The following is a 25442-nucleotide window of genomic DNA, read 5'->3' on the forward strand; positions in this document are numbered from 1 at the left end:
AGTTGCGATGAACGATTTCAAAGGACGGCATTTTACCGGCGAGGTCATCCTATGGGCGGTGCGCTGGTATTGTCGATACGGCATCAGCTACCGTGATCTCGAGGAAATGCTGTCCGAGCGTGGGATCGATGTCGATCATACGACGATCTATCGCTGGGTGCAGCGCTACGCGCCGGAGATGGAGAAGCGTCTCCGCTGGTTCTGGCGGCGCGGCTTTGATCCGAGCTGGCGTCTGGATGAGACCTACGTAAAGGTGCGGGGCAAATGGACCTACCTGTACCGGGCGGTCGACAAACGGGGCGACACGATTGATTTCTATCTGTCATCGACACGCAGCGCCAAAGCGGCGAAGCGCTTTCTGGGCAAAGCTCTTCGTGGCCTGAAGGACTGGGAAAAGCCGGCCAAACTCAATACCGACAAGGCACCCAGCTACGGCGCAGCAATCGCTGAGCTGAAACGCGAAGGCAAACTGGCGGCGGAAACCGAGCACCGGCAGGTGAAATATCTGAACAACGTGCTCGAGGCCGACCACGGCAAGCTGAAGATGCTGATCAAGCCGGTACGTGGCTTCAAGTCGATGCCAACGGCCTACGCCACGATCAAGGGCTTCGAGGTCATGCGCGCCCTACGCAAAGGACAGGCCCAGGCATGGTGCCTGCAGCCAGGTATCATGGGGGAGGTGCGCCTGGTTGAAAGAGCATTCGGAATTGGACCCTCGGCCCTGACCGAAACCATGATTATGCTCAATAAGCATTTCGCCAATGCTGCCTAATCCCCCAACTGGGTGACGCCGCGCGGCCGTGCCCCATGTTTGCAACAGAGCCCCGTCGAGCGCATGGATGGCTTCGCCTGCTGTGCCGGCAATCACCGTCTGATGGAGTGGCGCGTATCGGTCGGTGATGGTGGTGTAGATCTTGACCACCGGGTCGCGACCATAGTGCGCGTTGATCGTCCCGCCGGCTTCACCGGGCCCACCGAGATAAAAAGCCTGGCCATCAGCCGAGGCACGATGCCCTGCACCAAACCAGGCGGCGAGCGGCTCGGCATGGATGGCGTCGGTCAGACAGGCGAGCGCGGCGCGGAACGTCTCTTCGCGCATATGCCAGGTCTGCATACGCAAGAGGACGCGCCGGGAAGCAACACCGCAGACTTCGGCCATGCGGGACAGACCGAGGTTCGTTGCCTCGGCGATCAGCGTGGCGAGGAAAGCGCGTTCGTCGGAAGGCGGCAGGCCCGTCGAGACATGACCGAAGTGCGAGATGAACCCGGTCCAGCACTCGACCTGCGACAGTACGTCCGTGATCCGGGTCACGGGCACCATGCCGTAACAGGCAAGCGCGAGTTGCCGGCCATCATCCTGACCGGCCTCTTCAGCCGGCTCTTTCGGAAACCGCAGCCGTTCTCCGGCGAAGAGCGCGGGGTCGCGCTTGTCGAGATTGCTGGAGACATCGCGCAGGGCGTCGTCGAGCCGTGCCGCTCTCTCCTCGAGCCAGGCATGCGGATCGCCGAGCGAGAATGCTTGCTTCGACAGGGCATTACCGATGGGAGGGGTGAGCAGCACGCCAAGCGATCGATGGATGCGGGCTGTTGGCACCCACATCCCACCCGACGCCAACGCATTGGCAAGGGCGCTATAGGTCGCCAGTTCCCAATGGGTGCGATCTATTCCACCGGGCGTAACGACATACCGGCGCCAGCGCCGCTCGATGTGACCGAGCGGTACGCCGGCAGGCAGTGGCTTGCGCCAATCTCCGTCGAGATCGGCAAGGATTGCCATCGCCTCGCGCAACTCCTGCATGCCTGCCCGGCCCTGGAAATCGAAACCACGCACGAACAGCGGCCCCGTCCGCTTGAAAGTGCGATATTCGGCGGCGATCTCATCGAGCACTTCATCCCGGTGCGGTGCAGCGGTCCGTCGAATGATCGCGGCGTCCGCGTCGATCGTATCGAAGGATGTCACGGCGCTGACCGCGGCGACGATATCGCCGCCAGTTCTTTTTGCCTGGCTCATCGCTTCCAGAATTCTGGCGATGCGCAGCAACCGTTCGCGCCCTTCGCGACCGGAAACGGCCACGCGCTGCTCGAGCCGCTTGCGGGCACGGAGATGAGAGCGGCCGACCAGCGCGCCGAACATATCTATCGCGGTATCGGTGAGCGTTGCTTCCAGCTCGCGCAGCGTCGCGAGAAGCACCACCCGTCTGCGGGCGGGACGCATCTGCTGGAAAGCCTGCGCTGTATAACGCACGCCCTCCCGGGCAAATTGCGCCAAGCGTGGTGTGGCGCGGGGATCGATCGACAAGGCCGACACACCGGTCCTGCGGATCATGGCGACCTTCTCGATGAGTTCCATAAGCGAACCGGCCGCTACACGCGGTTCCGGTTCGCGCAGCCAGGACAACCGGCTTTGTCGGTCATGGATCTTGTCATCGATGAGCGTGTCGAGATGCTGACGCATCTCGGGCGTGAGGCTGCCATCGATTGCGGCCACGAGATCCGTTTCCGCATGGTGTATAGCCTCGGCCGCCATGCGCTCCACGACGCTGATACCGGGGATGACGATATGGCGGACACGCATCTCATCCAGGAGCCGGTCCAGCAGTTCGCGCCCGTCGATGGTGATCGCAGCCTCGCCTGTCAGCCAACTCATCAATTCCGCGCGCTGTGGCCGGCTCAGGTCGCTGAAGCCAAACCGCGTCTTGATCGCGGCGAGCTGGTCGTAGCGTGTGGGCGTGCGTCTCGCGAAATCAGCGACGACACCCGCATCCACTTCGACCTGTTCGGCAATATGGTCGAGCATGAGTGCCGGCAGCAGTTCGCCATGACGCAGATGCCGACCCGGATACCGCAGGCAGCAAAGCTGCAGGGCATAGCCGAGCCGGGTCGCAGGGGTTCGCGCGGTGCCGACCGCCGCCATGTCATCGTCAGACAGGCTATAGTGCTTCACGATCATGGCCTCGTCCTCGGGCAGCGCCAGCAGGGTGGCGCGCTGCCGCTTCGTCATCGGAATGCGTCCGGGCACTTACGAACCTCCAAAAACTGCTTGCCTTTCAGTTTAATTCTGCAAGAGGATTGTGAAAGACGGAAGGACGCGGAAATCCGTTCGTGTCGTAAAGACCTGCAGATACGGCCGTTTGTGAAAGGCAGGATTTGACCAGGGCACCCTATCTGATCGGCTATGCGCGGGTGTCGAAGGGTGACGAGCAGTCGAACGCCGCCCAGCGCCGCGCCCTCGACGCGGCTGGGTGCAGGCGCGTGTTCGAGGAAATTGCCAGTGGCGGGCGCTGGGACCGGCCAAAGCTCCTGGAGATGATCGGCCAGTTACGCGACAGTGACGTCGTCGTCGTCTGGAAACTCGACCGGCTATCGCGCAGCCTCAAGGATCTGCTGCACATTATGGAGCGGATCGAGGCGGCGGGCGCGGGCTTCCGCTCGCTGACCGAGGCGATTGACACCACCACGGCCGCAGGTCGCATGATGATGCAGATGGTCGGGAGCTTCGCCGAGTTCGAGCGCGCCATGATCCGCGAGCGCACCTCCGCCGGCCTCGCCCAGGCGCGTGCCGAAGGGCGGATCGGCGGACGCCGGCGCAAACTCGGCGAAAAGCAACGGCGCGAGATCGCGGAGTCCGTCATCTCCGGACGAAAATCCGGCGCCGAGATGGCGCGGCTCTATCATGTCAGCGAGCCGACCGTTTCGCGCATCGTCGCCGCGCACCGACAGACTATGGAGCTACCGGCATGAAACGCGGCCACGACCTGACCGGGCTGATGAAGTTCGCGACACGGCCCGAGTGGGCCGACGACCTGCATGACGCGCTCGACGATCATCTGGGGCCGGTTCTCACGCAGTTCGACATCGATTCCGACGAACTGCCCGGCATCATCGGGGATCACTGGGCCATGACCTTGTGGGGCTGCGCGTTCGAGGACCTGGTGACCCGCGTCTTCGAGCCCGATGGCCGCAACATCGTGGACGAATATCTCAAGCGCCGCGGATGGAACGAGGCCGGCCCCAACAAGCTCTACATGCGCGCGCTGAAGACCTCCGTCATGAGCGTCTATGAAGTCAGCGCGATCGAGCCCGGCGTCGGCTTCCTCGCGCGAGATCTGATCCGGGGCGGTGATCCCGTCCAGGTCCGCGAGCGCACCGCGTCCAGGACGCTGGGCCCGTGGGATCGGATCGGCGTGCGCATCATTCCGGTGAGCGGGCATAGGATCCTGGCAGGCGGCCTGCTGTCCTTTACAGCGGAAGCCACCAGCGCCCTTCTCGAGGCATTGCGCCTGGGACAGGGCAAGCGCGGCCCGCGCGCGAAACTAGTGATCGACGATGATCAACTGCGCGACCTGGCGCCGCTCATCTCGATGGTCTGGCTGTTCGACATCTTGCCCAGGATGCTCGAGCCTGTCGCCATCCCCACGCTGCATAACGCCGATGGCGAGGAGGTTGTTTTCCACCGTGTCCGTTTTCCGTTCACGCGGGGGACGACGCAGGCACTCATCGGCGACCGCCTCGATACCGTGCCCGCCCTGCAGCGGGAAACGTCACATTTCTGGAACTGGCTCGGCACCAGAACAAAACAGGGCAAGAAAGGCACCGGCCAGATGGCGTGGGGTGTGTCAATGGAAGACGGCACGCCGGTGCTTGGGAATCTGGAACTCAAGGGCCGCGCTCTGATCCTCTCCGTCACCTCGGCCGAACGTGCAGAACGCGGCGTTGCACTCGTCACCCAGGCGCTCGGCGCCCTGGTGGGAACACCTTTGACCGAGATCGAGACGATCGAACAGGCGATGGCTGCGCGTCAGGAAGGACGAACCGTGTCGGAGCCGGCACCGGACATCCCGGTCGAGGTCGCCACCCCGCTTGTCCACGGCATGCTCGATCGTCAATACCGGACACTCCTCGATGAGCCTGTCCCGATGCTCGGCGACAAAACGCCGCGACAATGCGCCGGCAGCAAGGCCGGACGCGACCAACTCGCCACGTGGCTAAAACATCTCGAAAATCTCAGTGGGAGACACGCTGACATCGATGATCCGATGGCGACGTACGACTTCGGGTGGATATGGCAGGAACTCGGGATCGAAGAACTGCGCCGGTGACGGCTTGACCCCGCAACGATGAAGGACATGCTGGCCGCCTGATAGACACTGGAGCCGCCTTCACCAACGGTGCCTGCGGATTTGTATTGCGCACGGCTGCTCGCAGGTGCAGCATGAGGATGCCTTTCAGGCATCCTCTCCTAAAACTATGGCCGGCCGTTGTGCCGGCCTTTTTGTGTGGCCGCGACGGCTTACGTAGCGCAATCCCTGGCAGAGAAGCTGGCGCCGACGTCCCTCAAGCTCGCCTACCGTGAATCTGTGGCCGAATAATGCACAGGGGCCTATGAGTCCACTTCCAGCAGCGCGGCGAGGATCGCAATTCGCTCGCCCGCAGGCAGCTCGCTAAACATGCGTTTCCAACGTGCCGCCTTGCGCTTGATCCTCTGGCGATCGGTGAAATCCACCCCGGCATGGGTGGCCCAATGCGCCGCGTCGGGCGCATAGTTCATCCATAGACATTCGGTGCGCGGCCCGCCTCGCGTCATGGCCTGATAGGACAGGACGCGCCAGCGCGGCGCGGGCAGCAGTTCGCTATACAGGGACGAGGGATAGCCTGAAATCATCACCGAGGCGGGCAGCGCATCGAGGACGGCCAGCAGTTCCCTATGGTCCGCTTCCGTATAGTCATAGCGGTAGCGCGTGCCCGGATGGGAGCGCGTGGCGAGGACATAGGGCGGATCAGCATAGATCAGCACGCGCCCAGCGGCCGAAAAGTCGAAATCGCGCAGGAAGGCGAGGCAATCGACGTTGTAGGTTTCGACGGCCGCGCCATCGAACGCGCTCGATTCCTCTGCCGCGATCGAGCCGAAGCACTCAAAGGTAGCCGGATCAATTTCGAGGCCGATCGAGCGGGCAGCGGGAGGCTTGCGCCGGAGGACGATGCCGGAGCCTAGATGCGTCTCAATGTAGGTATCGTGCGGCGGCATATTGGCAATCACAGCCTGATATGCGCCCGAAACCTGTTTCGAGCCGAGATAGCCGGTCATGGCACCTACTGGAAAAGAAGGGGCAGGCGGGGGAAGCGTCCCCCTGCGATCGGGCCGCCCAGCGTCCCGATCGACCCCCACAGCAAGGGGCCAGCCCCTCGCAACGCTCCCCGGCTAACACCAAGCGGAAGGTTAGGGCTGGGGGCGTTCATCTGGAACGCCGAGGCGACGGCGGCTTAGGCAGGCCGTGGCCGATTTCGTTGGATTTGGTTTTGCCGTCGCTTTCGCTCTGGCCTGTCTTGAGGGCGTCGGAGAGTCCGGCGAGCGAGCTTCCCCGTGCCGCGTTCAGGAGAGACGTTCGGCCACTTTCCGGCGTAGCTTTTCGTCCGTCGCCATGTGCGAGGCTCCCACCAACATCAGGGCCTCCAATCGCGTAAAGTTGCCCGTGGGGAGACTGTCCTTTGAATTGGAGGGCGCAATCTGCGCTGACGCGGCCGAGTTGGTTGAGCCGGTCGAACTCTCTTTCAAGCCTTTCTTGGACAGGTCCATTTTCCAATTCCTTCCGCCAGATATTTACACCGTCCATGCCTTCTAGGCGATGAACATTCGCACGATCGCGCACGTCATGGACCGCAACCGAAATCTGATCGCCAAAGCGACCTAGAAGGGCCTCTAGGCCGTCAGGCGTGCCCTCCTGAATACGCACCATCACGGCCGCGCTCGCACCCCGGCCCAGCTCCTCAAAGCGTTGGAACGTGTGCGCAAGCGCCTCCTCTGGCCGAGGCAGCACCGCTATTACCCCGACCCTGCATCCGGCGCTCAATGCCTGTTCGACCTTGGCGATGCTCGCTTGCGGATCGACAAGCTGGCCCTCAAAGATCGCGCGCACGTCACGGCCGAGCCGGTTTCCTTCATGCAGCGCCGCATACTGGATTTCAGAGGTTTTCCCGGCCCCCGGCATCCCGGTTACGAACAGCACCAGGTTGCGGGCCGGATCGGAGCTATCGGCCACTACGCGCCGGTATTGTTCGGCCGCCAGAACGGCCGCGGCATTGTGGACGGGCGCGTTGTATCGGCCGCGGGCCTCTCTTGAGGCGGTATATTCGGGAAGCAGCTCTTTCATGGCGTCCGCACAGACGTAGCGCCCCCCGAAAGTGCCGGGTCGGGCCGCATAGTCCGTCAGGAACCGTTCGGGCGCAGCTTGCACGGCATCGACCACGCGCCGTTGCACGTCCGCGCGATCGGCGTCCGCGAACTCCAATACCCTGATAGGTTCCAATGCCATCCCGCTTCCTCTGTCAGATCCGGCATAGACGTAGGCGTCTATGAGAACCAGAACTATTTGTTGGAGCGTGGTCTAGCACGAATATAAGAAAGCCCGACACAGGGCCGGGCTTTCGCACTTTCGGACACAACGGCGGGTTGTGCGCGACCCGAAAGCAGAGTTGTTGCAGAACCGTATCGGGCAGGCACGGCGCTGGCAAGGCGAAGGAGCTGCGCCCGCGGGCTCTGTTGCAAACTCTGACACGGTTTCCAAGATTGGGCTCATGTACTGTCAAGGTCAGTTGCGATGAACGATTTCAAAGGACGGCATTTTACCGGCGAGGTCATCCTATGGGCGGTGCGCTGGTATTGTCGATACGGCATCAGCTACCGTGATCTCGAGGAAATGCTGTCCGAGCGTGGGATCGATGTCGATCATACGACGATCTATCGCTGGGTGCAGCGCTACGCGCCGGAGATGGAGAAGCGTCTCCGCTGGTTCTGGCGGCGCGGCTTTGATCCGAGCTGGCGTCTGGATGAGACCTACGTAAAGGTGCGGGGCAAATGGACCTACCTGTACCGGGCGGTCGACAAACGGGGCGACACGATTGATTTCTATCTGTCATCGACACGCAGCGCCAAAGCGGCGAAGCGCTTTCTGGGCAAAGCTCTTCGTGGCCTGAAGGACTGGGAAAAGCCGGCCAAACTCAATACCGACAAGGCACCCAGCTACGGCGCAGCAATCGCTGAGCTGAAACGCGAAGGCAAACTGGCGGCGGAAACCGAGCACCGGCAGGTGAAATATCTGAACAACGTGCTCGAGGCCGACCACGGCAAGCTGAAGATGCTGATCAAGCCGGTACGTGGCTTCAAGTCGATGCCAACGGCCTACGCCACGATCAAGGGCTTCGAGGTCATGCGCGCCCTACGCAAAGGACAGGCCCAGGCATGGTGCCTGCAGCCAGGTATCATGGGGGAGGTGCGCCTGGTTGAAAGAGCATTCGGAATTGGACCCTCGGCCCTGACCGAAACCATGATTATGCTCAATAAGCATTTCGCCAATGCTGCCTAATCCCCCAACTGGGTGACGCCGCGCGGCCGTGCCCCATGTTTGCAACAGAGCCCGCCCTGAAGCGCAAGGCGTTGAACCTGACCGACATCGCTGCATCCGATGCTGTCGGGCGCTTCCCGGACCAGAATGCCGCCGCCGCCCTGTCCCGCCTGCCCGCCGTCGCGGTCCAGCGCGATCAGGGGCAGGAGCGCTACATCCAGGTGCGCGGCGCGCCCAATCGCTGGACCTCCGTCAGCATCGACGGCATCCCGATGGCGGGTGTGGACGAAGGCGGCGATACCCGCGCCTTCCGCTTCGACGCCATCCCGGCCGTGCTGCTGTCACAGATGGTCATCAACAAATCGCTGACCAGCGATCTTCAGGCCGACGCCGTGGTCGCCACCATCGACCTGCGCACCTATTCGCCAATGGAGCGCAAGGGGCTGCATGTGTCGGGCGACGCCGGCTATGGCTTCATGAATCTGGGCGGCGGCGAACAGCGGCAGGGGTCGCTGCGCCTGTCCTGGTCGAACGACAATTTCGGCGTCGTGGTCGGAGGATCCCATTATCGTCGCAAGCAGCTGACCGACAATCGCGAGGTCGGTGCCTATGACGCCAATGGTCCGACCGAATTCGACGTGCGCCAGTACAAGATCGAACGCTGGAACAACGGCCTGTTCGGCGGTGTCGAATATAGCCCGGAAGAAGGCCAGCGCATCTATGCCAAGGCGATCTTCAGCGAATTCAACGACAATGAGCAGCGCAATCAGTATGAATTCCGGCTGGACCGCGCGACCGGCGGCACCCGCACGCAGGACAGCGGCACTCTGACAGGCGTACCGCTACGCGGCAGCTTCAACTTCGGCGAATATCGGAACCGCAACTATATCGGCACCGTCGGCGGCGATTATGAAACCGATGACGGCCTGTCCGCATCGTTCAAGTTCAACTATACCCGTACCGAAAATACCAGCTACCTGCCGCTGGTGCAGGCATCGACCAGCGGAGCGAACAATCTGTCGCTCAGCTACGACAACAGCACGCCGGAATTTCCGATCGTCACGGTCAACGGGACATTTAACCAGGCCAGCCTTTCGAACAGCGGCGCCTATGTGCTCGCGGGTCGGCAAAGCACGATATCGGACAGCTACACCGCCAAGCTGGACGTCGCCCGGGAAATGGGCGACCTGACCCTGTCGGCTGGCAGCCTCTATGCCGACCGCAGCATCGACGGGACGCTTTTTTCGGCGTCCAACATGGCGATGATCGGTGCGCTGGGCGCCAGTGTCGGCCAGCCGTTCGACATCAATTCCTATGTTACCAATAAGCCTTGGGACACCGGCTTTCCGCTGGGCGTAACGCTCAACTATGTCGACAATGTCGCCATGCGCCGGGATATCGACACTCTGCTGGTTCGGATGGAGACGGCGGGCCTCTACAACCCCGCGCTCGATACGCCTGCCAGCGACCGCTATGCCCAGCGCGAAAAGACGTTGGCAGGCTATGTCATGGCCAAGGTCGAAAGCGGTCCCCTGACCGCCGTCGGCGGCGTCCGTGTCGAACGCTATAGCATGAACAACAGGGGCACGGTCATCGCCGGCGGCATTGCCACGCCCCTGACCTATGACGATACGAAGACCGACTTCTTCCCCAGCCTGAACCTGAAATATGCCGCTGCCGACAATCTTGTGCTGCGTCTGGCCGGTCAGCGCAGCATTTCCCGCCCGGCCTACGGCGCGATCCGGGTCGGCGCATCGATCAACGACACCAACAGCCCCGGCACGATCAGCGGTGGCAATCCGATGCTGCGCCCGGAATATACCTGGGGAGCGGACGCCAGCATCGAATATTATCTGCCCGGCAACGGCATGATCTCGATCGCCGGCTTCCACCGCTGGGTCGATAATGTCCTGTATCAGAATCAGGCTGCCGTCAGCAGCGACTTCTATAATTCCGGCGGGATCGATCGTTCGGGCTACCTGCTGAGCGGCACCTATAATGGCGAAAGCGGCAAGCTGTATGGCGTGGAATTCAACCTGCTCAAGCAGTTCGATTTCCTGCCGGGGGCGCTGGACGGCTTCGGTTTCCAGGGCAATGTCACTCTGCTTGACGGCAGTTTCGATACGCCGTCGGAAAAGGGCATCGCCTTCCAGGGCATGTCGAAGACGATCGCCAATGCCTCGCTCTTCTACGAGAAATACGGCTTGTCGGCGCGCGTCAGCTATCAGTGGCGGTCACACTGGCTGGACACGCTGGGCGGCATGGGCAGCGGCGAATATCGTCAGGGCTATGAAAATCTCGACGTGTCGCTGCGCTATGCGCTGAACGAAAATCTCACCCTGTTCGCCGACCTCGCCAACCTCACCGACGAAACCTATATCGCCTATCAGGGCACGCCCGCCACGCCGACCGAGGTCGAGCAGATCGGGTCGCGCTATCTGTTCGGCGTTCGCTTCAGCTTCTGAAGGACGACATCCTCATGCGCGCTATTCTGACAACCAGCTTCTCGCTCATTGCTCTTGCGGCGGTCACGCCGGCCGTCGCAAGGGAGCCAGCCAGCCTGACCCGCATCGACGCACAAAGCGTCACGCTCGACCGGGGCGACATTGTCCCGGTCGCTCTCTGGATCAGCCAGGATGACCGGATCGACGGTAGCGACCAAAGGGTCGACGCCGCCATCGCCAAGGCCGCGGCCAGGGGGGACAGCGTCACCCTGCCCATAGCCGCCACCCAACGGCGCTATGTCCTGATGAAGGACAAGGCGGGCAAGGTCGCGGTCGCGGGCGAGCGCGTCCTGCCGATCGAGCAGGGCAGCAATTTTCGCGACATCGGCGGCTATGTGACGAAGGACGGTCGCACCGTTCGCTGGGGCAAGGCGTTCCGCTCGGGCGCCATGCCGCTCTTCACCGAAGCAGACTATGCGCTGGTCGGGCAGTTGGGCATCGGCACCGTGGTGGACCTGCGATCACTGGAGGAACGCGAAGTCGCGCCCGACCAGATTGACGATCGCACCGGCGCGCTCTTCGTCGCCAACGACTATTCGCTCAAGCCCATGATGGCCAATTTCGGCAAGGGCAATGGCGAGAATGTCTACAAGGGCATGGAACTGATGCTCGTACCCCAGCTGCGCTCGCTCTACCGCCGGATCGAGGCGAATGAGGGCGCGGTCATCTATCATTGCTCGGCCGGGCAGGACCGCACCGGCATGGCGACGGCCATGCTTTACGATGTACTTGGAGTCGACCGCGAGACGATCCTCAAGGATTACCATAAGTCGACCGCGTTGCGCCGACCGCAATATGAGATGCCCAAGGTTAACCCGGCAGACTATCCCAACAATCCGATCCTGAAATATTATTTCAGCGGCGACGAGAAGAAACGGGCCACCGCCGAACCGCTCTACACGCGGAGCGGAGCGTCGCATCTGGCTCAGTTCTTTACCTATATCGACAGCGAATATGGTGGATCGGAGGGCTATATGAAGAAGGCGCTGGGCCTGACCGATGCCGATATCGCCAAGTTGCGAGCGGTTATGCTCACTCAATGATCGAAGGGACTGCCGTACGCGCGAGGGATAAACATTCACTCCCGCGTACGCCAATCTCATGAACGCCGCTCTTACGGCCTCGGCAGCGGAATGAAACGCAAGCGAGCCGCGCACTCCGACCCATGCCGGACGTTCAGCCGCCAAAATCCGATACTCAGGTGCAGACGGGCCGCTATCCTTGATGGAACGTGGCAGAGCGGACGGCATATGCATCAAACGCCCATCTTCATGGCGATCATCCTCCTAGTGCGTGGACTGCCAAGGCGTCTGCAATTCGCCATGACAGCCCACCATCGGCTCATCAGAAGCGATAGCCTATGGACATGCCATAGGTCCGCGGAGATCCGCTCATCTGCGTGTAGGTTGGCGGCGCGACATAGAGCGCCGTGGCGTAGCGGACATTGGTGAAGTTGCGAACCCAACCCGCCACCGTAGCGCCGTTGCCGATCGCCAGTTCCAGTTGCGCATTACCGAGGAAATAGCCCTTGATCGTCTGATAGTTGTCGAGTTCGGTGTAGTAATCGTCGATGAATCGGCCATTGACCGACGGCGTCAGGGTCATGCCATTGCCCAGCGGCATGGTGTAGCGGATGGCGCTCGTCAGCGTCATCTTCGGCGCGAAGGGCAGTTCATTGCCGATCCGCCGCGCCCGTTCGACCGCGCTGTCCGACAACATCTCCAGTATCTTGCTGTCGAGCAGCGAGACGCCACCCTGTATTTCCATTCCCTTGACCGGCCGTAGGGTTATATTCGCCTCGACGCCATAAGTCCGCGCGCTGCCCACATTGGTACGGATATTGCTAGGCAGCGTACCGATCATCTTGTTGAGGTTGGCCTGGAGATTGTTAAAGTCGTTATAATAGGCCGATGCGTCGATCTGGACCGGGCCGCCCTGGGGCAGGAACTTGATCCCGGCCTCGTAAGTCCAGACGCGCTCCGACTTGAACGGATTGGTTTCCGGCAGGGTGAAGGATGTCGACCCATCGAACCCGCCCGCCTTGAAACCGCGGCTGACCGACGCATAGGCTGTCGCCGACGGCGAAATCTCGTAACTGACATTCAGTCGCCCCGACAGGCTGTTGTCCGAAAAATTGCGGTCAAAGGCAAAGGGCAGCGGACCGAAGGCGGCCTGAGCGATGCTGACGCCATAGGGGTTGAGGTCCGTCGTCACGCCGTCGAAGTCGCTCTCGTCATGGGTATAGCGCAGACCAGCCCCGATTTTCCAACGGTCGCCCAGCTTGATGCTGCCATCGGCGAAACCGGCGACGCTGCGGCGACGCTGGCGGTAGTCCGCCTGCAGGACGCTGAGGATCGCGTCACTCAGGTCGAGCGTACTGCGCAGTCGCACCTTATCCTTATAGGCGTTGGCGCCGACCACCCAGTCGAAGCGGTCCGGCGTCGCATTTTGCAGGCGGATTTCCACCGTGCCCTGTTCCACATTGTCGCGGTAGATGGTGTCGCCGATGCGCGTCGGCACCGCGTCGCTAGCAGCGGCGTAGCGCTGCTTCAGCTTTTCCCAACCCAGAATGGCGACCAGTTGGACGCCATCGCCAATTTTCTGATTGAAGGTCAGCGATCCGCCATAGCTGCTCTTATCCAGTAAGGGTTCGATCGCGGAATCAATCGTGAAGCGTGGGAGCGGTTCGAAGCCACGCAGGGTTCGGGTCCGTTCGAAGAACTGCACCGCCCCGCTCTCCTTGAAGCCATGCGCGTTCAGCTTGACGGATGTGCCATCGGCAGGCTCCAGGAGCAGGATGGCGCGACCGCCATAATATTCCGAACGATTGGCCTTGTCATCGACGCCGGGGTCGACGATCGCCGGGACTGCAGGGTTGGACGATCCCGTGGCCCCATGGGTACCGATATTGGTCATGAAACCGTCGGTGCTGTCATAGACGCCGGCAAGGCGCAGCTTGATGCCCTGCGCCAAAGGTCCGCCCACACCTCCTTCCGCGCGCCAGCTGTTGAACCGGCCATATTCGGCATGGGCCTCGCCTGTCCATTGGTCGGTCGGCTGGCGGGAAATGATGTTGACCGCGCCTGCCGTGGTGTTCTGGCCGTAGAGCGTGCCTTGCGGCCCTTTCAGGATTTCGATCCGTTCGATGTCGAACATCTGGCCGCCGACCAGAGCGGCCGATCCCTGATAGGCGCCATCGATGCTGACGGCTGCGGACGGGTTGCCGTTGGGCCGTAAGTCATCATAGCCGATACCGCGAATGGTGAAGGTCTGGATGGTTCGTCCGCCGGTGATTTGCGGCGAAACGACCACGCCGGGGGTGAGGCGGGATGCGTCGATCAGATCCCTGACGCCAGCCTCGCGCAGCGCTTCGGGGTTGAGGACGCTGACGGTCGAGGGCACGTCGATCAGCCGCTGTGCGCGCTTTTGCGCGGTGACGATGATGTCTCCGCCGCCGGCGTTTTCTTCGGCGTGCAGCGGAAAGGCGATCAATGTGGTCAGGGCGGCACCGGCAAGGAGCGCCTGGCGTAGTGGCAGAGAGGGAAAGCTGTTCATGACAATGATCCTGAAAAGGTGAGCAGGGTCGCTCGTCGGCACCAAGATGCGCCGACGACCGGGAATGTGAGAGAAGGAGAAAGTCAGATAGCGTTGGCGTCAGCGCTCTCCTGCGCCACGCTGCGCGCGCCGCAAGCGATCAGCAGGCCGCCCGCGAGATAGGCGCACGACATGATGGCAAGGGCATATTGGAGCGACTGCTGACCGACCTGGTCAACCAGCGCATCGCTGATCCAGCCGGCCACGGCTGGCCCCGATCCCATGCCAAAGAGATTGACGATCAGGAGGTAAAGGGCGGTGGCCGTGGCCCGATTGTCCGGTCCGGCAAGCCGCTGGACAAGGGCATAGGCGGGCGTCGTTGCCAGCGTGCCGACGAGGGTCATGGGCGCGGCAATGAACAGGGCGGCGGTCAGGTCGCGGGCGAACAGAAAGGCAAGCGTCATCGGCATGGAGAGGCAAAAGGCCAGCGCGGGCAAGCGGATGCCCCAGCGCGGATCCATGCGGGACAGCGCGTCGCCAAGCAGACCACCGAGCAGCAATGCTGCTATGGTGGAGAGGCCCATGATCAGGCCATAGCTGCCCCCGACCTGCCCCGCGCTCAGCCCATGGCTGCGCATGAGGAAGGCCGGTATCCAGTTCAGCATCGCCGAGGCCGCGACCGTTGCCACCGCCATGCCGAGGCACAGCAGCGCATAGCTCCGCCGGGACAGCAATGTGCCGACGGCGCGCCACATGCTGGTCGGCGTCGCCCCGGCCTGTGGTCTGGAGGGAACCGGTTCCCTGACGGTCGTGAACAGCAGCAGGGCGAGCAGCGGCGCCGGTGCCGCGCCGACCAGAAAAGCCGCCCGCCAGCCCCAATGATCCGCCACCCAGCCACCGGCCGCATTGGCGATCATGAAACCGATGCCGCCAATCACTACGGTCGCGGACAAGGCGGTCGCCCGCCAGCGTGCCGGGAAATGGTCGGATACCAGCGCATGGGTGGTCGGAATGCCGCCGGCTTCCCCCATGCCCACGCCGAGCCGGGCGATCAGCAGGACAGCAAAGCTCGGCGCCAGCCCGCACAGCGCCGTCATCGCCGACCAGATCAGCAGAGATACGCCCAGAACAAGCACCCGCCGCCCCCCGTCCGAATAGCGGGCCACCGGCACCGCCATGATCGAATAGACGAAGGCGAAGGCAAAGCCTGTCAGCAGGCCGACCTGGCCGTCACTGACGCCCAGATCATGCTTGATGCTCTCCACCAGGATCGCGACCAGATAGCGGTCATAATAGCCAAGAAGAGAGATCAGGCACAGCAGCGCAAGGACATAATAGGCCATTTTGCGCGGTCGGTCCGTATCCGGCATCGGCTGAGCCGATGCCGGAATGGCGCCGTTCGTCGGGAGGTCGGCGAGCGAGGCCATGATTATTCGCCGGCCAGCGCCAGCTCACGGTCGGCTTGACCCTGGGTCGAGGGCATGCCGAACCGGGCGCGGAAGTCGTCAAGGTCGAAGGTGCATTCGTCGAGACCGACAAATTCGGCTTCGCTCATCTCCGGATGCTCATTGCCATACCACTCGGTGTAGAGCGGCAGGTCCGAGGCAAAGGCCTTGTAGTGCGTCGAATAGGCGCGCAGGCGCAGCGTCGGCGCCTCCCCTGCCAGGTCGAAGGTCATCAGGCGCAGCCAGCCGTCACCGATGCCGTCGAGGATTGCCGCGTCGGAGCCGGTCGCCTTGAACGTCTGCTTCCGGCACTGATAGTTGACGAGGAACTGGTAGACCTTGTGGCCATGGTCATTGGTGTCGATCCGGTTCATCACGCCATGGAAATGGCCGTTCAGCGTGCACAATATCTGGTCGTTCGGGGCCACCAGCTTTTCCCACAGGCTCTGCGGGCTGTTGCGGTCCGGGTCGATGCGGGTGAGGTCGAAAAAGTCGATCGACTGACGCTCGCCCTTTTCATTGATGAATTCATGGATGGACAGGATCGTCGGCAGGCCGGGATGGGCATCGATGACGGACTGCGCCCACTCGATGATGTCGTCCTGCGGACACATCTCGATACCGATGTGCAGGAAACGATAGCCGCCGCCCTTGAAGACCTGCGCGGCATTGCAGCCGTCTTTGTGCGAGGACACATACCAGGGCTTGTCGCGGAACAGTTCGGACTGGTCGCCGAAATGCGCGGTCCAGTTGTCGAGCGAACCGACATGCAGCGAACCGAGGCCATAGGATGCGCCGTCGCGAATCCAGCCATCGGGCTCCGGCGGAAAGGCCGGGTCGCTCCAGATATTGTCATGGTCGTGATTGCCGGGGACGAGGAAGAAGGGCAGTTCGTCCGCGATGATGCCCCATGCCTTGCGAATGGCGGGAATCTCGACCTCCAGCACTTGCGATGGAGAGGCGGGGATCAGCGCCTCGATCGCGGGATTGGGCACGCAGGACACGCCGCGCTCGACATGGGGAGCGTCGGGCCCCCAGCTGCTCGGATGCTGCCAGCTATCGCCGAGACCGGAGACGAAGGCGATGTCGCCACCATTCTTGCGCGCGTTGGCGGCGATATACTGCATCATGTCCCACAACATCTCACGCGCGTTGAAGGGAAAGCCTGCCTCCCGCTGATTGCGGTAGCTGGAATAATTTTGCGTATCGCAGATGACAGCCACGCTGAACGGATCGGTCGATAAGGTCACTTCTTGTCTCCAACAGAATATACCGGCCATCGCCCGGCCACACCGGGAGACGGCAATTCCTCTCGCGGCAGGGCGCAGGGATGTGATCGCGCAGCACACCTGTCCGGTGCTGCACGCTCGACAGCCCCTACGACCTGTCCGTGAATCGAAACAGATGTACAGCTATGTTTTCTGTTTGACGCTTCTGTGACGGCTGGGAATTTTTGTCAGGAAATTTGGCTCTGTTGCAAACTCTGACACGGTTTCCAAGATTGGGCTCATGTACTGTCAAGGTCAGTTGCGATGAACGATTTCAAAGGACGGCATTTTACCGGCGAGGTCATCCTATGGGCGGTGCGCTGGTATTGTCGATACGGCATCAGCTACCGTGATCTCGAGGAAATGCTGTCCGAGCGTGGGATCGATGTCGATCATACGACGATCTATCGCTGGGTGCAGCGCTACGCGCCGGAGATGGAGAAGCGTCTCCGCTGGTTCTGGCGGCGCGGCTTTGATCCGAGCTGGCGTCTGGATGAGACCTACGTAAAGGTGCGGGGCAAATGGACCTACCTGTACCGGGCGGTCGACAAACGGGGCGACACGATTGATTTCTATCTGTCATCGACACGCAGCGCCAAAGCGGCGAAGCGCTTTCTGGGCAAAGCTCTTCGTGGCCTGAAGGACTGGGAAAAGCCGGCCAAACTCAATACCGACAAGGCACCCAGCTACGGCGCAGCAATCGCTGAGCTGAAACGCGAAGGCAAACTGGCGGCGGAAACCGAGCACCGGCAGGTGAAATATCTGAACAACGTGCTCGAGGCCGACCACGGCAAGCTGAAGATGCTGATCAAGCCGGTACGTGGCTTCAAGTCGATGCCAACGGCCTACGCCACGATCAAGGGCTTCGAGGTCATGCGCGCCCTACGCAAAGGACAGGCCCAGGCATGGTGCCTGCAGCCAGGTATCATGGGGGAGGTGCGCCTGGTTGAAAGAGCATTCGGAATTGGACCCTCGGCCCTGACCGAAACCATGATTATGCTCAATAAGCATTTCGCCAATGCTGCCTAATCCCCCAACTGGGTGACGCCGCGCGGCCGTGCCCCATGTTTGCAACAGAGCCTCGTGCTGCAGGTCGAGCGACTGCGAGCCGTCGGCTTTGGACACGCGGGCGTAGCCGATCAGCATGGATCACAAACGAAGGTTTGAGGCGGTGACGAACATGAGCACATAAGATTGGGCTATTGTGTATCTTAACCAGCATCTCAATCAAGCTATCTCAAACCGTAGCTCGGAAAGAATAAGGAGCATGTATGCCGCGTCGCGTGACCCTGACCGATCGACAGCGCGAGGCGCTGCTTCACTTGCCGGTCGATCAAGGTGAGCTGCTGCGGCACTATACCCTCAGCGATGAGGATCTCGGGCATATCCGCCAGCGCCGGCGCGCCCACAATCGTTTTGGCTTCGCGCTGCAACTGTGCGTCCTGCGCTACCCGGGCCGGGTGCTCGCTCCTGGCGAGTTGATCCCGGCGCAGGTATCGGATTTCATCGCGGCCCAGCTCGGCCTGACCAGCGACGATCTACTCCTCTATGCCGCGCGCGAGGAGACCCGGCACGAGCATCTGGCGGACCTTCGCCGAATCTACGGCTATCGCTCCTTTTCGGGGCGGGGCGCACGGGATTTGCGCGAATGGATCGCTCGGGAAGCCGAGGCGGCGACATCGAATGAGGATCTTGCCCGTCGCTTCGTTGCGGAGTGTCGCCGCACCCGCACGATCCTTCCCGGCTCCTCGACGATCGAGCGCCTTTGCGCCGATGCGCTGGTTGAGGCCGAGCGCCGGATCGAGGATCTTATCGCCCATCGCATCACGCCAACCCTGAGCGAGAATTTGGCTCACCTGTTGGAGGATACGGTGGATGGTCGCGTCACGCGCTTCGTATGGCTGCGACAGTTCGAGGTTGGCGCAAATTCAGCAGCCGCTAACCGGCTGATGGATCGACTGGAATATCTTCAAAGGTTCGATCTTCCGGCGGATTTGCTGGACGGCGTGCCGGCGCATCGTGTGACCCGGCTTCGCCGGCAGGGCGAGCGCTATTACGCCGACGGCATGCGTGATCTGCCCGAAGACAGGCGGCTTGCGATCCTCGCTGTCTGCACCCTGGAATGGCGGTCATCGCTGGCCGATGTCATCGTGGAGACCCACGATCGCATCGTAGGCCGTCTCTATCGGGCCTCCGAACGCCTTTGCAACACCAGGATCGCCGACGAAAAGGCGGCCGTTCGGGACACGCTGAAGTCCTTTGCCGAAATCGGTGGTGCTTTGCTTGGAGCGCAGGACGATGGCACGGCCCTGGACGGGATAATCGCCACCGGGCCTGGCTGGGAACGGTTCAGAACCCTTGTCGCCACGGCCTCCGCGCTGACCAACGTGCTCGCGGCCGACCCGCTCAGCCGTGTGCTGGACGGCTATCACCGTTTCCGCCTCTACGCGCCCAGGATGCTGCGCCTGCTCGACATGCAGGCGGCGCCGATCGCCACGCCTCTTCTGGCGGCCGTTGCGATGCTGCGTAACGGGATCAAGGTCGATCCGCCGGTGGATTTTCTACGTCCCAACTCGAAATGGCATCGTCATCTTCGCGCTGAGCCCAGCGGCGACCACCGGCTTTGGGAAATCGCGGTGCTGTTCCACATCCGCGACGCCTTCCGGTCCGGTGACATATGGTTGGCGGGATCGCGCCGCTATGGCGACCTCAAGCAGCTTCTGGTCCCGCCACAGGCGATAGAGCAGACCGCGCGGCTCGCCGTGCCGCTGCGACCCGGCGAATGGCTGGCCGAGCGCAGGGCTCGACTGGATACACGGCTGAAGGAGTTTGGCCGCGCGGCGCGAACCGGCACGATCCCAGGCGGCATCATCGAGAACGGCAAGCTGCACATCGACAAGCTGAGGGCCGACACGCCCGAAGGGGCCGAGGATCTCGTGCTCGATCTCTATCAACAGCTCCCGCCCGCGAGGATCACCGATCTGTTGCTGGAAGTCGATGAGCGAACCGGATTTTCCGAGGCGTTCACGCATCTGCGCACCGGCGCGCCCTGCAGCGACCGGATCGGCCTGATGAACGTGTTGCTGGCGGAAGGCGTCAATCTCGGTTTGCGCAAGATGGCGGCGGCGACCAACACGCACAGCTTCTGGGAATTGCTGCGGATCGCGCGCTGGCATGTCGAAGGCAGCGCCTATGATCGGGCGCTCGCCATGATCGTGGAGGCCCACGCCGCCCTGCCCATGGCCGCCTTCTGGGGACAAGGGCAATCGGCATCCAGCGACGGGCAGTTCTTCCTTGCTACCGAGCAGGGCGAGGCGATGAATCTGATCAACGCGAAATATGGCAACGTCCCGGGCCTCAAGGGATACAGCCATGTGTCCGATCAATATGCGCCGTTCGCAACCCAGGTGATCCCGGCAACGGTCAGCGAGGCTCCCTATATCCTGGACGGGCTGCTCATGAATGACGCGGGCCGCCGCGTTCGCCAGCATTTTGCCGACACGGGCGGCTTCACCGATCATGTGTTCGCCGCCTGCGCCTTGCTCGGCTACAGGTTCGCCCCCCGTATCCGCGATCTCCCTCAGAAAAGACTCTATGCCTTCACGCCCAACGCGACGCCGGCCAATGTGCGAGCGCTGGTCGGAGGTAAGATCAATGAACCGCTCATCGAGCGCAACTGGCCCGACATCCTGCGCATCATGGCGACGATCGCAGCGGGGATCGTCGCCCCCAGCCAGATTCTTCGCAAGCTCGCCTCTTACCCGCGCCAGAATGAGCTGGCCCTCGCATTGCGAGAGGTGGGCCGCATCGAGCGAACCCTGTTCATGATCGACTGGATTCTTGATGCCGGCCTCCAGCGCCAGGCTCAGATCGGCCTCAACAAGGGTGAGGCCCACCACGCCCTAAAGCGCGCCATCAGCTTCCACCGCCGAGGTGAAATCCGGGATCGATCCGGCGAAGGCCAGCACTATCGCATCGCCGGAATGAACCTGCTCGCCGCCATCATCATATTCTGGAACACCATGAAGCTCGGCGAGGTCGTCAATACCCGGGCCGCCAGCGGTACCCATATCGCGCCTGATCTACTCGCCCACGTCTCGCCGTTGGGATGGGAACACATCAATCTAACCGGGGAATATCGCTGGCCCAAATCCTTAGCGTAGGATTCCGCCCCCTCCCGCAAACGCCCCCGGTCAGTCGCCGACCATGAGGCCATTGCCGGCCTGAAAGGCATCGAGACCAAGCTTCTCAAACTGGCAAATGACGTCGAACAATGAGCATCTTGGCTACCGCAGCCACGATTCTAGGATCGGCTTCTCACATCCTTTGGGAGGAGCGGCCTGCTGCGGCGATCATGCCGCCTTGGTCTGGTAGAGCTGCGCCTCACGGTTGATAAGGATATCGGCTAGAAACCAATAGGCCTCGCCCCATGCCGTCAATATTTCCTCGGTCGCGGCTTCGCCGAGAATATCGCGGATGGCGGGGAGCAGCGCGTTCGCCACGGTGGGGTAATGCTCGGGCTTGATGTGTGTTTCGACATGACGCGCGGCGATCCGCTCGATCGCCGGTTTCAGCGCGTCGAGCTTATCGACATTCTGCGCGAAGGCGAGGATCGCCGCCGCGAGCCGCTTGGGCTGCGCGCCGGATTCGTGCGCGGCCATGTCGAACAACGCCTTGATCTCCGGATCGACGAACAGGCGCTGGTACATGCGCGTGGTGATCTCCACGCCATGCTGCTGGAGCGCAGGCGCCGTAGCTTTCACCAAAGCCATTGTTTCGGGGGAGAGCGGTTTGGACATACAGACGTGCTCCGGATTTCAGACCCTGACAAAAGAGACGATCAAAGTGACGGGAGGGATCCAGTCGGACAAGGAGCGTGGGCCGAAGAGACAGGCATGCGCGATGAACCCAAGGCTTAGCGGCGGGGATGACCCGTATCCGGATTCGATCATAGCTCGACCGCGGCCAGAGGGGCGAGCAAGGTCCACACGACGCCCGAGACGGGAAATTCCAACTCGGCACGGCCGCGCAAGCTGCGGCTTGCGGCCGTGCATATCAGCCGCGATCCAAAGCCCCGCCGCTCGGGCCTGACGACTGGCGGGCCGCCATGTTCGGCCCATTGCATCCAAAGCTCGGCCTCGATGCCCGATCCCAGCACTTTCCACGTCAGCTCGATAGTGCCTGTTTCGTTGGACAGCGCACCATATTTGATCGCGTTCGTCGCCAGCTCGTGAAAGGCGAGGGTCAACGTCATCGCCGCCTTGGGGCCGATCGTGACCGTGGGGCCATCAAGGCGAAGCCGCTCCGCGTAGAGGGTGAAGTGCGCCAGTGCATTCTCGGCCAGCGCCGGGAGGGGCGCGGTCTCCCAATTATGGGATAGAAGCTGCTCGGTCGCGCTACCCAGCGCCGCCAATCGCTCGTCAATGGTCGATCGGGCGTCTTCGATCGAATCGGCCGCCTGCAAGCTCTGGCTGACAAGAGAACGAACGATAGTGAGAATGTTCCTGAACCGATGCTCAAGCTCACGAATCCGGGTTTCAGTATCGACCATAACTCTACGCGCCCCCTACCCGGCTATTTAGATCAATCGATCGCCCAAGACGAACATTTTGCATGTCCGCGTGGAGCGCAGAGCCAGACGGCGCGTTGCTGCGCTGGTCGGTGGAACGGCTGCGTAAATGCTTGGTGCGACATGACTACACGAGACGGGATCAGCGGCCTTCGTGTGCTGGTTGTTGAAGATGATTACTGGGTCGCGGCCACGCTGGTTGAGATAATATCCGACGCCGGCGCAGAAGTCGTCGGCCCTGTCGATTGCGTGCGGGACGCCCTCTCGGCGCTGGACTCGTCGCCTCATGTTGCCAGCCTCGATGTGCAACTTGGCTCCGAAACCTCATTCCCGATCGCGGACGAACTGAATCGGCGCGGCGTGCCCTTCATCTTCGCCACGGGCGCGGCCAGCATGATCCCGGCTGTCCACGCCTCACGCCCGACCTGCCACAAGCCCACGTCGCGCGAGCTTCTGATCGGAGCGCTCTGCCGCGCGCTCGATGCTGCCTGCTAAGCTTGATCGCCATCGGTTTCGGCGCGCACCGCCGCGTATATAGCGAGCGCGTTGGCGAACTCATCGATACTGGCGATGCTGGCTCTGTCCATCGGCGTGCCGATCACCGCGAAAGCTTCGCCCATCGCTCTGATGAGTCCTGTCGGGCTGCTCGCTCGTCATGTGGCCTCCATTACCCGGAGCCGGGACGGAACAGGAGCGTCCCGGCCTCGACCGGTCGTTGCGCAGCCGATCTCCACGGCGTTCTTCCCGGCGCGCTTGACCGCGTACATGAGCTGATCGACCGCGTGCATCAACGAGGGCTCGTCGCGCGGGGTATCAGGCTGAATCAGCAGCGCGCCCATGCTGCACGTTACTGGATGAGGCGTGCCGGCTAGAACCGATGACAGGCGCTTGTGGAGCACGCGGGCGAAATACACCCCTTCCTGGGCCGAATGAACGGGAAGCAGAAAAGCGAACTCGTCGCCGCCGATCCGCCCGAAATCATCCTCCCACCGGACGATCCCCCGCGCGCCCTGCGCAAAGGCGCGCAGCACCTCATCGCCGGCAACATGGCCGTGGCGGTTGTTGATGCCCTTGAAGTCGTCGAGATCAAGGATCGCGAGCAGGAAGGATTGCCGGGCAGGCACCGCTAGATCGAGACGATGGACCACGCGCTCGCGGAACGTCTCCTTGTTGAGCGCATCGGTCATGCGGTCGCGCGCCGCCAAGTGGTGCTCTCGGTCGAAAGACCGGCGGAAGCTGAGAACAATGGCGGCGACGATAACATAGGTGACGGCACGCACGGCCATCCTTGCCCCTAGCAGGGCGGGAGAGAGCCTGGGCAGCTCGGCGACATGCGGCACGACGGCGAGGACGGCCGCGACGATCGCCACCAAATAGCCAGCGCGGCTTCCTAGCGCCCAGCAGGCGGCGCAGACGATCGGAATATAGAGCGGCGCGAGACCTATTCGGGGAAAATGTGCGTCCGCCAGCGCCAGCGCCGTGACGCTGAGGAGAATCGCGAACCAGGCGCGTTCGCGCGGCAAGGAATGAAGATGATCGGCGAGGCGGCCGACAGGCAGATGGCTATTCACGCATGTCCTACTCGGTCAAAAGGTTCTCCAAGCTCATTCCCGCCCCAAGTGTTCCTGTGCAGCCGGCGGCACGCCCCATTTCGGAGACGTGCCGGCCACTGAACCGGGTGTTGGAAACCTGAAACACGTCAGGCGCGGACGCCTTTGGCCGGGTGGCTTGGACATGCGCGCCCGCCACCCGGTCGATGAAGCTCGACCGGCTCGTGTTTCAGGAGGTTTCCACGCCTCCACCCGCGTCTCCGCAGGTGCGCGCACGCTACCGGCAAACTGTTAAGAAAAGCAACAAGCCAACCGGCACACCGGGGTTCAGCCGATCTTGACGCCCCGCCAGTCCCGCTTTTTCCGCAGGCGGACGGGCAGCTTGGCCTCTGGCGAGGGTGTATCGCGGCCAGTCCTGTCGGCCAGCAGCGGCGTTGATCGCTCATCGATCAGGGCGCGCAGCCGGGTCCGCCCGCGAGCGACACGGCTCTTGAACGTTCCTGTAGCAATGCCGAGCTGCGCCGCTCCGTCCTCGACGGACACGCCCTGGCTCGCCAACAGCACCGCCTCGCGCTGGTGGGGCGGGAGTTCGCTGAGCGCCCAATCCGTATCGCGCAGCCAGATGGCAAGACTCTGGGTCTCGCCCACGTTCAGCATCCGGTCGCGCGCATCCTCGGGCAGATCGGCATGGAAACGCGCGCGGCGGCGACCGGTGAGGAAACTGTTCTTCATTATGGTCCGAGCCCAAGCGGCGAGGCTCGTTCCGGCCGCGAAGCTGGCGCGCGCGGCCCAACAGCGCAGCATGGTGTCCTGCAAGAGATCGTCGGCATCGGCACCGCCTCCGGTCAGCCGCCGGGCATAGGCGCTGAGCGCGGCCGCCTGTGCAATCAGCGCAGCTCCAAAGTCATCGTCGGGCATGGCGATCGGTGACGGAACGCGGGCAGGCGCGGTGGGCGGCATCTCATTCTCCGGGCAGGCTTCTCCTGCCCTCAAGTGATATAGGCCGCGCAAGCCGCCGATGTTGCCGGGCCGACCTCTTCGCACCCCGCTTCGTCCCGTCTCGGTCGATCAGGGCTGCATCCGTGCTATAGGAGGGCATAGCGTGAATAGTACGCCAGACAACGCTAGGGGCGAACAATCAACGAACATTTATGCGGCGCAGCTATCTTTTGGCAGGTTGAGCGTCTTACGTTCTGCAGACGCTGCAACTTTATCCCATAGAAAGTTACCTGA

Annotated in this window: 19 protein-coding genes and 2 pseudogenes; 9 read left to right on the forward strand and 12 right to left on the reverse strand. The window is 62.4% G+C overall.

The window, feature by feature from the left end; all coding sequences use genetic code 11:
* Positions 1 to 7 precede the first annotated feature (7 nt).
* The gene (locus ACI6S0_RS24490) at positions 8 to 772 is read left to right on the forward strand and encodes an IS6 family transposase (RefSeq protein ID WP_006949122.1); all 765 of its coding nucleotides are present in this window, start codon (positions 8 to 10) and stop codon (positions 770 to 772) included.
* 78 nt (positions 773 to 850) lie between these two features.
* Here the strand turns inward: ACI6S0_RS24490 and ACI6S0_RS24495 are convergent.
* Positions 851 to 3001: pseudogene (locus ACI6S0_RS24495) on the reverse strand (Tn3 family transposase); the annotation flags it as partial.
* 146 nt (positions 3002 to 3147) lie between these two features.
* Between ACI6S0_RS24495 and ACI6S0_RS24500 the strand changes: the two are divergent.
* Positions 3148 to 3741 carry a recombinase family protein gene (locus tag ACI6S0_RS24500; RefSeq protein ID WP_007683474.1) on the forward strand — a complete coding sequence of 198 codons (594 nt, stop codon included), beginning with the start codon at positions 3148 to 3150 and terminating at the stop codon, positions 3739 to 3741.
* Positions 3738 to 5099: a hypothetical protein gene (locus ACI6S0_RS24505; protein WP_007683476.1), complete on the forward strand. Its 1362-nt coding sequence runs from the start codon at positions 3738 to 3740 to the stop codon at positions 5097 to 5099. Before ACI6S0_RS24500 ends, ACI6S0_RS24505 begins: the two co-directional genes overlap by 4 nt.
* Positions 5100 to 5380: 281 nt before the next feature.
* Here the strand turns inward: ACI6S0_RS24505 and ACI6S0_RS24510 are convergent, their stop codons facing one another.
* Entirely contained in the window at positions 5381 to 6085 is a 705-nt protein-coding gene (locus ACI6S0_RS24510) for a DNA adenine methylase (protein WP_006954176.1), read from the reverse strand.
* A gap of 148 nt (positions 6086 to 6233) precedes the next feature.
* Positions 6234 to 7310: a hypothetical protein gene (locus tag ACI6S0_RS24515; RefSeq protein ID WP_044663217.1), complete on the reverse strand. Its 1077-nt coding sequence runs from the start codon at positions 7308 to 7310 to the stop codon at positions 6234 to 6236.
* 285 nt (positions 7311 to 7595) lie between these two features.
* On the opposite strand from ACI6S0_RS24515, the gene ACI6S0_RS24520 reads away from it, so the two are divergent.
* From ACI6S0_RS24520 to ACI6S0_RS24530, 3 genes are read left to right on the forward strand one after another with little or no spacing between them, the layout of a single operon-like run.
* Positions 7596 to 8360 (forward strand): IS6 family transposase, encoded by a 765-nt coding sequence (locus tag ACI6S0_RS24520; RefSeq protein WP_006949122.1) that lies wholly within the window; start codon positions 7596 to 7598, stop codon positions 8358 to 8360.
* A 35-nt stretch (positions 8361 to 8395) separates the two neighbouring features.
* A complete protein-coding gene (locus ACI6S0_RS24525) occupies positions 8396 to 10804 on the forward strand; it encodes a TonB-dependent receptor (RefSeq protein WP_122129091.1) in 2409 nt (802 codons plus the stop codon).
* A 14-nt stretch (positions 10805 to 10818) separates the two neighbouring features.
* Entirely contained in the window at positions 10819 to 11886 is a 1068-nt protein-coding gene (locus ACI6S0_RS24530) for a tyrosine-protein phosphatase (protein ID WP_122129092.1), read from the forward strand.
* Positions 11887 to 12187: 301 nt separating this feature from the next.
* On the opposite strand, the gene ACI6S0_RS24535 is transcribed toward ACI6S0_RS24530, so the two are convergent.
* The 3 genes from ACI6S0_RS24535 to ACI6S0_RS24545 form a co-directional block, all read right to left on the reverse strand.
* Positions 12188 to 14398, reverse strand: a complete 2211-nt coding sequence (locus ACI6S0_RS24535; RefSeq protein WP_122129093.1) for a TonB-dependent receptor — start codon at positions 14396 to 14398, stop codon at positions 12188 to 12190.
* An 83-nt stretch (positions 14399 to 14481) separates the two neighbouring features.
* Positions 14482 to 15804: a spinster family MFS transporter gene (locus ACI6S0_RS24540; RefSeq protein WP_122129094.1), complete on the reverse strand. Its 1323-nt coding sequence runs from the start codon at positions 15802 to 15804 to the stop codon at positions 14482 to 14484.
* A gap of 2 nt (positions 15805 to 15806) precedes the next feature.
* The gene (locus tag ACI6S0_RS24545) at positions 15807 to 17072 is read right to left on the reverse strand and encodes a serine/threonine protein phosphatase (RefSeq protein WP_434406001.1); all 1266 of its coding nucleotides are present in this window, start codon (positions 17070 to 17072) and stop codon (positions 15807 to 15809) included.
* Positions 17073 to 17354: 282 nt separating this feature from the next.
* Between ACI6S0_RS24545 and ACI6S0_RS24550 the strand changes: the two genes are divergently transcribed.
* On the forward strand, positions 17355 to 18119 hold the full coding sequence (locus ACI6S0_RS24550; protein WP_006949122.1) for an IS6 family transposase: 765 nt from the start codon (positions 17355 to 17357) through the stop codon (positions 18117 to 18119).
* A gap of 45 nt (positions 18120 to 18164) precedes the next feature.
* Here ACI6S0_RS24550 and ACI6S0_RS24555 read toward each other — a convergent pair.
* Positions 18165 to 18236 (reverse strand): annotated as a pseudogene (locus ACI6S0_RS24555) (recombinase family protein); the annotation flags it as partial.
* Positions 18237 to 18361: 125 nt separating this feature from the next.
* On the opposite strand from ACI6S0_RS24555, the gene ACI6S0_RS24560 reads away from it, so the two are divergent.
* The gene (locus ACI6S0_RS24560; RefSeq protein WP_016746447.1) at positions 18362 to 21253 is read left to right on the forward strand and encodes a Tn3 family transposase; all 2892 of its coding nucleotides are present in this window, start codon (positions 18362 to 18364) and stop codon (positions 21251 to 21253) included.
* Positions 21254 to 21442: 189 nt separating this feature from the next.
* Here the strand turns inward: ACI6S0_RS24560 and ACI6S0_RS24565 are convergent, their stop codons facing one another.
* Positions 21443 to 21889: a globin domain-containing protein gene (locus tag ACI6S0_RS24565; protein ID WP_029547632.1), complete on the reverse strand. Its 447-nt coding sequence runs from the start codon at positions 21887 to 21889 to the stop codon at positions 21443 to 21445.
* Between the two features lie 149 nt (positions 21890 to 22038).
* Positions 22039 to 22641 (reverse strand): sensor histidine kinase, encoded by a 603-nt coding sequence (locus ACI6S0_RS24570; protein WP_010337034.1) that lies wholly within the window; start codon positions 22639 to 22641, stop codon positions 22039 to 22041.
* Positions 22642 to 22782: 141 nt separating this feature from the next.
* Between ACI6S0_RS24570 and ACI6S0_RS24575 the strand changes: the two genes are divergently transcribed.
* The gene (locus tag ACI6S0_RS24575) at positions 22783 to 23154 is read left to right on the forward strand and encodes a response regulator (protein ID WP_029547633.1); all 372 of its coding nucleotides are present in this window, start codon (positions 22783 to 22785) and stop codon (positions 23152 to 23154) included.
* Here ACI6S0_RS24575 and ACI6S0_RS24580 read toward each other — a convergent pair.
* The 3 genes from ACI6S0_RS24580 to ACI6S0_RS24590 all read right to left on the reverse strand — a co-directional run bounded on the left by ACI6S0_RS24580 (position 23151) and on the right by ACI6S0_RS24590 (position 25169).
* Positions 23151 to 23279 carry a hypothetical protein gene (locus ACI6S0_RS24580; RefSeq protein ID WP_257211714.1) on the reverse strand — a complete coding sequence of 43 codons (129 nt, stop codon included), beginning with the start codon at positions 23277 to 23279 and terminating at the stop codon, positions 23151 to 23153. The two genes, ACI6S0_RS24575 and ACI6S0_RS24580, sit on opposite strands and share 4 nt — an antisense overlap.
* A gap of 33 nt (positions 23280 to 23312) precedes the next feature.
* On the reverse strand, positions 23313 to 24230 hold the full coding sequence (locus ACI6S0_RS24585; RefSeq protein ID WP_037525041.1) for a GGDEF domain-containing protein: 918 nt from the start codon (positions 24228 to 24230) through the stop codon (positions 23313 to 23315).
* Positions 24231 to 24536: 306 nt separating this feature from the next.
* A complete protein-coding gene (locus ACI6S0_RS24590) occupies positions 24537 to 25169 on the reverse strand; it encodes an RNA polymerase sigma factor (protein ID WP_010337037.1) in 633 nt (210 codons plus the stop codon).
* Positions 25170 to 25442: the final 273 nt, after the last annotated feature.

Origin of the sequence: Sphingobium sp. DN12, assembly GCF_051058005.1 — a bacterium.
GTDB lineage: Bacteria > Pseudomonadota > Alphaproteobacteria > Sphingomonadales > Sphingomonadaceae > Sphingobium > Sphingobium yanoikuyae.